This window comes from Bacillus cereus group sp. BfR-BA-01381 (genome assembly GCF_022663555.1).
GTDB lineage: Bacteria > Bacillota > Bacilli > Bacillales > Bacillaceae_G > Bacillus_A > Bacillus_A pacificus.
The window spans coordinates 16,062-27,173 of record NZ_JAKUFR010000069.1; the positions used below are offsets into that span (position 1 = coordinate 16,062).

The following is an 11,112-nucleotide window of genomic DNA, read 5'->3' on the forward strand; positions in this document are numbered from 1 at the left end:
AATGACCTTCGATGAATATGAAGTAGCGATAAATAGTGAATTTACGTTGCAAGGTACGATTACAAAGCCAAAAGCTGATGGGAAGTATGCGGCTGTTGTCATTATCGCGGGATCTGGAGAGATTGATCGTGATGGAACGATCGTACCGCTAAAGCTTGAGGCGAACATATATAAAGATTTAGCGCATGTAATAGCGGGGCTGGGTGTAGTGACGCTCCGCTTTGATAAGCGCGGAGTAGGAAAGAGTGACGGAGAATTTCTGAAGACTGGAATGTGGGATTTAGTTAGTGATATAGAGTCTACGATTACGTATTTAAAAGAACAACCATTTGTTGATCCAGAAAATATCATTTTGGCTGGTCATAGTGAAGGATGTATGTTGGCAACTGTAGTAAACGCAAGAACACCAGTTAATGGGCTTATCCTTCTTACAGGAGCTGCGGAATCATTAGAAGAGGCTACGAAAAGACAAAGAGAAATTGCATATAAAGAACTAAAAGAGCAGAAAGGAATAAAAGGAAAGTTAATGCGTCTTCTCAAAGTGGAAAAACGTGGAGAAAAGCAGATGGGAAAAATAAAAGAGAAAATGATGAACACAGAAAAAGATACGATTAAAGTTGGGTTTAAACCGATGAACGCAAAGTGGTTTAGAGAGCATTTTCAGCATGATATTTATAAAGATTTACAGCAAGTAACATGTCCAGTGCTAGCGATTGCTGGTGATAAAGATATTCAGGCTGATCCTGAAAAAGCGAAGCGAATTGGTGAGTATGTAAAGGGTGATTCTGAAGTACATGTAATAAAAAATATGGATCATAGTTTGAAAGTTTTTGAAGGTGAGTTTAAAACATTAGAGTTTAAAAAGAATTATGAAGAAGGGGCAAGAAAGCCACTTCATCCAGAGTTGGAAGAAATAATTGTGAATTGGCTGGAATCATATTTTATCCCCGGTAGTAGGACTCTTACATCAAAATTAGGTGAATATGAGGAAGATGGAAGGGAGAGTAACTGCCTGTAAAAGACGGACTGGTGTGGGGGAATGGTAGGTGTAAGTACTTCTGTAGTTTCAAACATATTCCCCTGATTGTAGGTTCTATAAATAATCCAGGCTATTTAATATTAAGAGGAAGCCAACTATACACATAATCCATGACAGAGCTGATCCTGAATGATTAGCGATTTTCATTCGGAGCCTCTCGAGAGGTTTTTGCATCCACTGACCAAACAGGAGATAGAAGAGAAACAGCAAGAGATAGGGCAATACCATAATAAAGTTGTATCCGGCTAAAATAGAAGACCATTCTACCCATGATAGATTAGAAGTAGTCAGTATACCAATTGCCGCAAAATAAGGAAATGCAGTACCCGCTTCAATTAATGTAGTAGTGAATCCTAGTGCAATCATTGAAAAAATACTTTTTGTTTTTGGTGAAGGGATCTCTGAATTTTTCTTAGGTGGAATATAAAAGCTTGCGATGAATAATATGACGCCAATAATAAATAACAACCAGCTTACGATTCGATTTTGAAATAAGCCAGAAATAAATTTAAACAAAAAATCTAATCCTAACATGAGTGAAACGCCAACAGCAAAATAACATCCTGCTACGGTCAATAAATAAACGAATAAACGTTTCGTAAGATTCTCTTTATCTGTTAAAAGTAGATATATTGTTACTCCTATTGTAGTAGGGCTTAGCGTGTCTAATATAGCTAATCCGCCTATTAGGAGAAGTTGCTCTGTACCCATTATGCTTTCCCCCTTATTTCGGCTCAGGATTATTTTTTTTAGTCATAAAAATGGCATATGCCTCGTTTATAAACTGAAGCACATCTTGATCGATTGGATATAAACTAAGTTTCTCTGATTGTTCGGGAGACATCCTTATCTCCCAAAGCTTATTTAGAAATTCATCCTCACCTTCAAATTCTTCTAAGCGTTTTTCCTCCATTCGTCCTATGATATTTTGAACTTTCGTTGCTTTTGGGCCATCCTTCATATAATGCTTTAACTGACCGATGAGAGCAATCCATTCGAGTGAATCAGAACAGTTACTTGCCATTTTAGGAACCTTTTCCAATAGCTTTATTTCTTTTTCTTTAAATACAGATTCGCGATAATATTGTTGTATATCTTTATCTTTGCTGGATAATTGCATAATCTTCTGAATCGCAATCCAGCTTTCTTCTCCTTCTAGCGCAATTCCATTTATCAATTCCCGTAAGGATAATTCTATTTTCTTTAAATGTTCCTGCTCTTTTATTACGTAAGATAATTGACTTTGTAAACTATCCGACCAATCCCATTCATTGAAGTCGAGCATATTTTTAATCTCTTGCAACGGAAATCCAACTTTTTTTAAAAATTGAACTTGCTGTAGTTTTTTTATTTCTTCATTTGTATATAAACGATGGCCAACTTCTGTTTTTGATGCTGGTTTTAATAATCCAATTTTATCGTAATAACGTAGTGTCCGTACTGTAACGCCTGTCAGTTCTCCAACTTTATTTATGTGTATCAACTGATAAACCTACCTTTCTGAACGTTAAGATTTTATCGTTAACGATTATTTTCCTCATACCATATTTACTCTTCTTTACTAAAAAGATTTTTAAGTAAGTAACCTGATCCTAATCCAATTAATACACCAGGAAATGCATGATCCAATGTTAGTCCGATACCTGCACCTATAATGACACATCCATAAATAATAATATCGCTTTGTTTCATCTAAAAACCTCCTATTTTTCTAATTTCTTTAATGAAATTGCTAAATAGTAGCTACTTAACAGTATATAAAATGACCCAACGTCAACTTCAAGTGCTTTTGATTTTTTATTAATAAATTTATATAACTCTTTAGAAAGACTTGATTTCGAAATATTTTTGTGGACTTATCGTTCCAGAAAGAATATATTAAATTATATGATAGGGGGTGTTTTTAAATGGGTAGAAAGATTAGTTTTAACAAAGAACATGTTTTAAATAAAGCTATGCATTTATTTTGGGAGAAAGGTTATGATGCTACATATATATCAGATCTTATTGAAACGATGGGTATAAGTCGCTCTACTCTCTACGATAGTTTTGGAGATAAGGATGCACTATTTAAACTGGTTTTGGAACATTATAAAAACTATGGCTCTCAAAAGAGAAATTTACTTTTTACTGGTATAAACACGAAAGCATCACTTACATCCTTTTTTTATCAACATATTGAAAAATGTTATTCAGATGATATTCCAAAAGGTTGTATGATAACAAATTCTTCACTGCTTATTGGACAAATTGATCCTGCCATAGAAGAAATACTCATAAATGATTTTAATGAACTTGAAAACGTATTTAAGCAAGTTATCGAAGAAGGAAAAAGGAGAGGGGAAATTTCACAAGAGGCTGATACGGAACTAGTTGTATATTCTTTATTAAGTTTAAACCATAGCTTGAATATAATGTCCAAATATAAAAAAGAGAAAAATTTAGCCTATCGTCTAGTGGATAAGACTATTGCAGACCTATAGTCTTTCTTTTTTAAATTTTTTTGGAATGAACGTTCCGAAAAACAGAGAGGAATGGTAAATTTGAATAACAAGACAAATTTTCTAATTTTTATTTTAGCAATTAGTTGTGGCTCACTTGCTGCAAATATTTATTATGCACAACCAATTGTACAATTCATTGCAAAGGATTTGGATATCTCTTCTGATTTATCTGGATTGCTTACTACTTTGACGCAAATTGGGTATGGATTGGGATTGTTTTTTATCGTACCAATGGCAGATTTATTTAAAAGTAAGAAGATAATAGGGATTCTTATCGGGATAACTATTTTTTCTTTAATTGGTACGCTAATTTCGACAAATGGAATTATTTTTTTACTATTAACAACTATAATTGGCATTGGAGCCTGTGCGGCTCAAATGTTAGTTCCGCTAACAATGAGGATTGTGCCTATTGAAGAGACGGGTAAATATGTGGGGAAAGTAATGAGTGGTTTATTGATTGGGATTATGATTGCTCGCCCATTATCTATCGGAATAGCTGACTGGTTCGGCTGGAGAATGGTATTCCTTGTTTCATTAATAATCTTAGTTGTTGTCTTACTGTTAATTATAAAATTTTTACCCAACTATGAAGTGATATCGACTAGTAACATGCGATATCCAAACTTAATAGCTTCTATGGTAAAACTACTACTACATACTTCTTCGTTACAACAAAGAGCTTTTTATCACGCATGCTTATTCGCAACATTTAGTCTTTATTGGACAGTTATTCCTATTTTATTAAGGTCAGAGCCATTACATTTCTCAAATAATGAAATTGCATTGTTTGGATTTGTTGCAATAGCTGGAGCTTTATTAACTCCTATTATTGGTAAAATAGCAGATAAAGGTTATATTTTTACAATGACTAATGTATCAATGGCGCTAGTATTATTATCAATCATACTATTATTTTTTGTTCAAGATCATTCACTATTTAGTATGATATTAATACTTATCTCAGGCATTTGCATCGATATTGGTGTAGCAGGAAATTTATTATTAGGTCAAAAAGTTATCTTTAGTTTGAATCCCGAGATAAGAAATAGACTGAATGGATTATATATGACTATTTTCTTTTTGGGAGGAGCCTTTGGTTCATGGATTGGAAGTTATACATACTATAAATTTAATAGTGAAGTAACTTTACTCATTGGAGCAGCTTTTCCTTTAATCGCCTTATTTGTTCATTTCATAATAAATAATACAAAACAATTATCTGAAACCAAAAGTAAATACATATCTTGACTATTCATTTCTCTAAAAAGTCAGGTTTAAAATCCAATGCGGGATACCTTTGAGGGGCATGGGAATCTTCACATTAGTTTAGTATTTTTGAATGTAAGTTTTTTTGGTGGTATTATCCGCTATAAAATGAATGTTATCATCGTTTTTGTATATAAAAAACGAACGTTTTTGTTATTTTTTCTTAAAATGTTCATATTTAGATTGCGTGTGCACTAAAAGTTTGATATATTACCAATATAATAATTTTACACATCATCACTCGTATATACTCGGTAATATGGTCCGAGCGTTTCTACCTAGTTCCCAATGAAAGAACTGGACTACGGGTTAAAGTATTCGGTCGCTCTATGTAATGTGGGCTACCGATTTATAATTTTGCATGTGCTTAATTAACTTTGACTACCGTAGTTCTAGAAAGTAGAGATTCTTCTACAATTTCTAGAACTTTTTTGTTTTGACCAAAAGCATCGAGTATAGAAAACAACAAGAGAAAAAGGAGATTATTTATGAAGAAGAATACGTTGAAAAAATGTGCTGTCCTAGTAACTACTGTTGCATTGTCATTCTCGATACTTGCGGGATGTAATGCGAGTCCGAAACAAGTTGAGGCAAAAAGCAATCAAAAACCAATCTTAATTCAAGGCCCAATGCCGATAGAAGCTGAAAAGTTTGCAAAAAGGTTAAAAAATGTCAAAGAAGAAAAGTCTGGAACTTTCGTATTTTATAAAGGAACTGTCGACAATTATCCTGTAATCGTAGCGAAAACAGGTAAAGGAATGGAAAATACAGCAGCCGCTACAGCAGTAGCTATTGAAAAATATAAGCCTCAGGCGATTATTAACCAAGGAACATCAGGTGGACATGATCCAAATTTAAATGTATTTGATATTGTTTTAGGAAAACAAGTTGCAAATATAGGTTCATTAAAAACAACAAATATGGATGAGAATCAAGGAATTGAGCCGACAAAATGGATATCTATGGATTTAATGGCTTCTGAAGGAAGTGCAGGGGAAGATCCAAATGCTGAGAAAATTCGATACTACGAAGGAGATAAGGATTTACTTGCAGCAGCTCATGCAGTAAAAGATAAATATACAAAGGGTAAAGTAGTTGAAGGTACGATTGGTTCAGCAGATGTTTGGAATAATGAAGTGGATAGAATTAAGTGGTTCCATACAAAATACGGTACATCTCTAGAAGAAATGGAAGGCGCTGCTGCAGCGCAAATCGCAAAAGCGTATGACGTACCATTTTTAGGAATTCGAGTGTTATCTAACAATAAAACAAACGGAGGAAAATACAATCCAAACACAGCAGCGGCAAATCAAGAATATGTATATGAAGTAGTTAAAAAATATATAGATTCAATGCAAAGTAAATAGTAGTAGTTCTGTCCCAGCATAAACGTCAAGTAACTGTAAATTTTTTCGAGACGGATAAACTTGTCTTAGGCATGGTAGTTGAAAAAGAAAAGCTTGTTTCTTATAAAAAATATAAGAAACAAGCTTTTTTATTTAAAATAAATTGGGTAATTAAACTATAACATCAATATGCATCGTTGAATATCATAATAATATAATGGAGGTGATGTTATTTGGCTCTTACTACAGGACCAATTGAAAACGTAGGAAATCAACCTGCTAATGCAAATAGAGTTAGGGTGAAAATCCTTAACCGTACTGCGGGTCCGCTTACTGGAGTAGCTAGAGTTTTTAGACTTGACGGTTCATTAGTGTTGATTGAACAGGTAAACTTCAATGTGAATTCTAATGCTTCTACTTTTGCAACTCTAAGTTTAGTTCATCCTGCTTTTGGACAAGCATTTGAATATGAAGTTCAAATTGTTCCTAATCAACCTGGTGGACTATATAGTGTTTATGGGCTAACAGCTGAAAGTGTTATCATTACTGCACAACGTGTTGTGAACTCAGAATTGACACAGTTTCTTTAATTAAAATAGATTGGTGCCTACATGGTACCCAATCTATTTTTGTACGTATTATTCAGAGAAAGAAAGATTTTACACAAAAAATAAAGACAGTTATGGAAAAAGGAAAAGTCGAGCTATCATCTTGATTTTTATTATTTCTGTCCTAAACTCTATCTTTTTTGTTGCATGGTTTTCTTTGAATGCTTTTTATTCAAAATGTTTTTTGAAGTATTTATCGAATATGCATTATTGCATAAATAAATGGAAGTTTATAAGTTAACATTAAACTACTTTTAAATTGTAAAGAATATTTTAACGTTCTTTGCTAAAGAGGAATACTCCTTGTGAAAATTAGAAAAGTCAAAAGTGTGGAAATGATACAGACTCAATAAAGTTTTGTATTAAATAAAAAGAAAAGGGGTATGGGCTTCTAAAAGCTTTCGGGGGTTAAAAAGCACGTTTTAGTTAATAGCTTCAAATTATATTTTAAAGGGGAAATGGGTATATGAAGTTTCGAAATACAAAAATTGCTATGGTTACACTATCTTCATTTTTTATTTTAGGTTCTGCATCTCTATCATTCACAGATACTATACACGGTGAAGTAGCTTCTGCATCACCACAAGAGATTACTGTAAAAAGCTATGACGATACATATTATAATAATGCAATAGGAAAGACTGGTTTAGAATTAAAGAAGGAACTTCATAATATTATTGATAATCATACAAAGTTATCATACAGTGCGGTTTGGGAAGCGCTTAGAGATACTGATGAAGATCCGAATAATAAAAATAATGTGATACTCTTATATACGGGGCGTTCGCAAGGGAAACTTACGAATGGTTCAGGAGTTGATAACTGGAATCGAGAGCATGTTTGGGCAAAATCACATGGTGATTTTGGAACGACTGCAGGACCTGGAACAGATTTGCATCATTTAAGAGCGACGGATGTATCTGTAAATAGTTCACGTGGAAATCTGGATTTTGATAATGGTGGCGTGAATCATTCGGAAGCGACAGAATGTAAATATGATAGTGATTCTTGGGAACCTCGTGATAGTGTAAAAGGAGATATCGCTAGAATGCTATTTTACATGGCAGTTCGTTACGAGGGAGACAACGGTGAAATAGACTTAGAACTAAATGAAAAGGTGAATAACAATAAAGACCCATACATGGGAAAACTATCCGTTTTACTAAAATGGAATGAACAAGACCCGGTCGATGATTTAGAGAGAAAGCGTAATGAAGTGATTTTTACGAAATATCAACATAATCGTAATCCTTTCATTGATCATCCGGAATGGGTAAATAAAATTTGGAACTAAAATAATTAAAGATATTTTACTTTGAGAAAAGGGATTGATCATTATGATTAATCCCTTTTTATATCTATACTAGAATAAGTGATTTTTATAGAATTGGAGAGGAAAATAGGATAGATATTTTATCAAGTTAAGTATAATACGAATCTTTTAATACGGTCCCCACTCAATATTAACCCCAACAATAAGAAAAATAAGTCCAATGATAAACCAAATAAATGCAAGAGGGGCCATAAAACGAATCCATTTTCCGTAAGAAATGCCGCTCGCTGCGAGAACGCCCATTAAAACACCGGAAGTTGGATTGAGGCAGTTCACTACACCTTCGCCGAGCATAACAGCTTGTACTGTAACTTGGCGTGTAATGTGCATGAAATCAGCTAACGGAGCTAATATCGGAATGAAAATAACAGATTCACCTGTACCGGATGAAATGAGGAAATGTAATGCAGCACTACTTACATACATACCGATAACGCCAAATACAGGGCTTTGTCCTTCGAGAGACTGTGCGAGTTGATTAACAATTGTATCAAGCAATTTGCCTTGTTCTAAAATGACTGAAATACAACGAGCCATTCCGACGATCAAAGCACCGTATATGAGATTTTGGCAGCCTGTTAGAAAAGTAGAAGCGATATCGTTTGCTTTCATACCACCTATTATTCCCGCTGTAATGGCGATGAAAATAAAGGTAGCGGTCATTTCTGCGTCTGTCCAATGTAGGCGGAAAGCGCCTATTAAAAATACAATTAATGATAAAGCTGAAACGAGTAAAATTAATTTGTGACGTATTGTCCAAGGAACTTCAGTTTTTTCTATTTCTTTCTCACTTGAAAGAGCATTACTTGGAAACCAGTTATCTCCGAGTATGCTTCCTTTATTCGATTTTTTTAAGCGTTTTACGTACCAATTAATATAGATAATCGTAGCAAGTAAAAAAGAGATATAAATTGCTGTACGTAAACCAATTCCCGAAAACATCGGAAGTTCTGCGATTTTTTGTGAAATACCTAAAGGTGAGGGAGATAAAATAGTAGCATTAAAACCAGCATAAGTGCCTAAATAAATAATTGCTACGCCAACGATAGCGTCCCATTTCAATGTGCGTGCAACGATGATGCCGATGGGGATAAAGCCGATAACTGAGTTAACGATAATGCCAGTCGTTCCGAGAATAGAAAAGAGTGCGGCGACTATACAAATGAAAAGGAATTGCTGATTACGAAATTTATTAATAACATGATAGATTAAACCGTCTAGAGCACCTGTTTTTTCAAGAATGGCAATAGCGCCACCTGTAAATAAAATTAAAAAGATGATTGGAGCAGCAAGTGTCATTCCTTTTTCAATAGCGGTAAAAAAAGAAACAAACCCTACCGGTGATTGCGGAACAGAATGGTAACTTCCTGGTATTGTCGTTGTAACAGTCCCGTTAGTAACTCTTTTAAATTCTCCAGCAGGAACGAAATAAGTAGCTATTGCACAAAGTAAAGCAATAAAAAATAGTAGTACGTACGCGTCAGGCATTTTAAACTTTCGTTTACTAGGTTGTTTTTTCACCTCAGTTTGTAATTGCATAAAATCCCTCCTTTTTCACTTGGTTAATTTTAAATATTCTGAAATTTATCTGTGAAATAGATTATAATAAAGGTGGCTTCTTAAGGCAATAGTTTTTCTGTCCTTTCCCGCACATACAAATTATTGCAACATTAGACAGGGAAACGAAAAGAATCCAAGAATATGTTAAATAGAAAGTAGAAGGAAAAGAGGGAAAAAGATGTGGAAAACTACGGATCTATGTGATGAGTTTGAAAAGGAATTGCAAATATGTCGCCAATCTTTTCGGTCTTTTGGGAAGAAAGAACAATTTCACGGGAAAATTGCAACTGTAAAAGTGAAGGATGATAATGTACTAGTGAAGGAAGGGTTGCAAACATTACCAGAAGGAATGGTATTAGTTGTTGATGGCGGCGCATCTACGAATTGTGCGTTACTCGGTGATAATTTGGCAGCTATTGCAGAAGAAAGAAAGCTAGCAGGAATTATTGTGAATGGATATGTTCGTGATTCTAGTGAACTAAAGAATGTTAATATAGGTATTTTAGCGTTAGGAACAATGCCGAATAGAAGTGTAAAAGAAGGGAAAGGAGAACGAAATATTTCATTGCAATTTGGAGGAGTAGAATGGAAGCCGAATGATTATGTGTATGTGGATGAAGATGGCGTCATTATTAGTGAAAAAAGTTTGCATCGTTAAAGGTTAGTAAGTTACTATTCTTAGAAAATAAATCCGATAAAGCATGGACAAAATTCTATGTCAATAGTAAAATAATACAGAAATTTATAATTTACAGAATGTATAGGTTTATCGTTTTACGATAACTTAAATGGAAGTAAGTTGTGCCTAGAAAAGTGAATGTTATCACAATGATACGTTCATGAACAAAATTATTTTTCCTATACAAATATAGCCGCGAATGATGCGGGTAGGAGGTGTTGCACAGTTTGTTCGACACTTACAAAAAAAGAGTGTCAATTGCACGCCCTTGAAGGGCCTTTTTTTGTGTGAATAGTAGTAAGGGAGGAAATTTTGGGATGGCAATGTTAAAAAAATGGCTGCTTACGTCGATAATGGCAGTTACACTTGTATTTGTTTCTTTTGCAAATACAGTACATATTACGTTTGCTGAAGGAAATACAGCAAAACTTGCAATTGTTGGTGAATCACAAAAGGGTATTATGTTATGTCCGAAAGAAGAGCAAATTAAAGATGGGGAAACAGCGTTAAGCTTGCTGCAAAAAGTCATGGGGGACAAAGTAGAAGCTGAAACGATGTCGTTTGGAACGTATGTAAAAGGCATTGATGGGCTAATAGCCGGGGCTACAAGTGGCTGGCTGTATGATGTAAATGATAAATCTGCAGAAGTTGGAGCGGATAGTTATAAATTAAAATCTGGAGATGTTGTTGTTTTCCGCTTTGTTTCAGACTGGAGCAATATGAGCCAAGAAACATTACAACAAACATTAGATAAATTTGGTACTTGTAAAACGG

The 11,112-nt window shown here is 34.2% G+C and carries 12 protein-coding genes and 1 riboswitch; of the genes, 8 read left to right on the top strand and 4 right to left on the bottom strand.

Annotation, left to right across the window (positions count from 1 at the left end; translation table 11 throughout):
* The first annotated feature begins 1 nt into the window (after nt 1).
* Nucleotides 2–1,018 (top strand): alpha/beta hydrolase family protein, encoded by a 1,017-nt coding sequence (locus tag MR079_RS20725; RefSeq protein WP_242294544.1) that lies wholly within the window; start codon nt 2–4, stop codon nt 1,016–1,018.
* A 75-nt stretch (nt 1,019–1,093) separates the two neighbouring features.
* On the opposite strand, the gene MR079_RS20730 is transcribed toward MR079_RS20725, so the two are convergent.
* The 3 genes from MR079_RS20730 to MR079_RS20740 form a co-directional block, all read right to left on the bottom strand.
* A complete protein-coding gene (locus tag MR079_RS20730) occupies nt 1,094–1,750 on the bottom strand; it encodes a GAP family protein (protein ID WP_242294545.1) in 657 nt (218 codons plus the stop codon).
* A gap of 13 nt (nt 1,751–1,763) precedes the next feature.
* Nucleotides 1,764–2,522, bottom strand: coding sequence for a MerR family transcriptional regulator (locus tag MR079_RS20735; RefSeq protein WP_242294546.1), 759 nt, complete (start codon nt 2,520–2,522; stop codon nt 1,764–1,766).
* 65 nt (nt 2,523–2,587) lie between these two features.
* On the bottom strand, nt 2,588–2,731 hold the full coding sequence (locus tag MR079_RS20740) for a hypothetical protein (protein WP_167496955.1): 144 nt from the start codon (nt 2,729–2,731) through the stop codon (nt 2,588–2,590).
* Nucleotides 2,732–2,946: 215 nt separating this feature from the next.
* On the opposite strand from MR079_RS20740, the gene MR079_RS20745 reads away from it, so the two are divergent.
* The 5 genes from MR079_RS20745 (at nt 2,947) to MR079_RS20765 (ending at nt 8,060) form a co-directional block, all read left to right on the top strand.
* Entirely contained in the window at nt 2,947–3,522 is a 576-nt protein-coding gene (locus MR079_RS20745; RefSeq protein ID WP_001968931.1) for a TetR/AcrR family transcriptional regulator, read from the top strand.
* A gap of 51 nt (nt 3,523–3,573) precedes the next feature.
* Nucleotides 3,574–4,794, top strand: a complete 1,221-nt coding sequence (locus MR079_RS20750; protein WP_242294547.1) for an MFS transporter — start codon at nt 3,574–3,576, stop codon at nt 4,792–4,794.
* A gap of 239 nt (nt 4,795–5,033) precedes the next feature.
* Nucleotides 5,034–5,137: riboswitch (purine riboswitch) on the top strand.
* A gap of 163 nt (nt 5,138–5,300) precedes the next feature.
* Complete coding sequence (locus MR079_RS20755) at nt 5,301–6,179, top strand: 5'-methylthioadenosine/S-adenosylhomocysteine nucleosidase (RefSeq protein WP_139866141.1); 879 nt, start codon at nt 5,301–5,303, stop codon at nt 6,177–6,179.
* 212 nt (nt 6,180–6,391) lie between these two features.
* On the top strand, nt 6,392–6,748 hold the full coding sequence (locus MR079_RS20760) for a hypothetical protein (protein WP_001968922.1): 357 nt from the start codon (nt 6,392–6,394) through the stop codon (nt 6,746–6,748).
* A gap of 484 nt (nt 6,749–7,232) precedes the next feature.
* Nucleotides 7,233–8,060: an endonuclease I family protein gene (locus tag MR079_RS20765; RefSeq protein WP_000672191.1), complete on the top strand. Its 828-nt coding sequence runs from the start codon at nt 7,233–7,235 to the stop codon at nt 8,058–8,060.
* A 147-nt stretch (nt 8,061–8,207) separates the two neighbouring features.
* On the opposite strand, the gene MR079_RS20770 is transcribed toward MR079_RS20765, so the two are convergent.
* A complete protein-coding gene (locus MR079_RS20770) occupies nt 8,208–9,638 on the bottom strand; it encodes a YfcC family protein (protein WP_139866140.1) in 1,431 nt (476 codons plus the stop codon).
* 199 nt (nt 9,639–9,837) lie between these two features.
* Between MR079_RS20770 and rraA the strand changes: the two genes are divergently transcribed.
* Nucleotides 9,838–10,317, top strand: a complete 480-nt coding sequence (gene rraA, locus MR079_RS20775) for a ribonuclease E activity regulator RraA (RefSeq protein WP_242294548.1) — start codon at nt 9,838–9,840, stop codon at nt 10,315–10,317.
* Between the two features lie 338 nt (nt 10,318–10,655).
* A partial coding sequence (locus tag MR079_RS20780) for a DUF4430 domain-containing protein (RefSeq protein ID WP_242294549.1) occupies nt 10,656–11,112 on the top strand: 457 nt, incomplete at its 3' end.

What these genes read in the sequence shown, in the direction of transcription:
- MR079_RS20725 (WP_242294544.1), top strand. Translation starts at nt 2, where the DNA reads ATGACCTTCGATGAATATGAAGTAGCGATAAATAGTGAATTTACGTTG.
- MR079_RS20730 (WP_242294545.1), bottom strand. Translation starts at nt 1,750, where the DNA reads ATGGGTACAGAGCAACTTCTCCTAATAGGCGGATTAGCTATATTAGAC.
- MR079_RS20740 (WP_167496955.1), bottom strand. Translation starts at nt 2,731, where the DNA reads ATGAAACAAAGCGATATTATTATTTATGGATGTGTCATTATAGGTGCA.
- MR079_RS20745 (WP_001968931.1), top strand. Translation starts at nt 2,947, where the DNA reads ATGGGTAGAAAGATTAGTTTTAACAAAGAACATGTTTTAAATAAAGCT.
- MR079_RS20750 (WP_242294547.1), top strand. Translation starts at nt 3,574, where the DNA reads ATGGTAAATTTGAATAACAAGACAAATTTTCTAATTTTTATTTTAGCA.
- MR079_RS20755 (WP_139866141.1), top strand. Translation starts at nt 5,301, where the DNA reads ATGAAGAAGAATACGTTGAAAAAATGTGCTGTCCTAGTAACTACTGTT.
- MR079_RS20765 (WP_000672191.1), top strand. Translation starts at nt 7,233, where the DNA reads ATGAAGTTTCGAAATACAAAAATTGCTATGGTTACACTATCTTCATTT.
- MR079_RS20770 (WP_139866140.1), bottom strand. Translation starts at nt 9,638, where the DNA reads ATGCAATTACAAACTGAGGTGAAAAAACAACCTAGTAAACGAAAGTTT.
- rraA (WP_242294548.1), top strand. Translation starts at nt 9,838, where the DNA reads ATGTGGAAAACTACGGATCTATGTGATGAGTTTGAAAAGGAATTGCAA.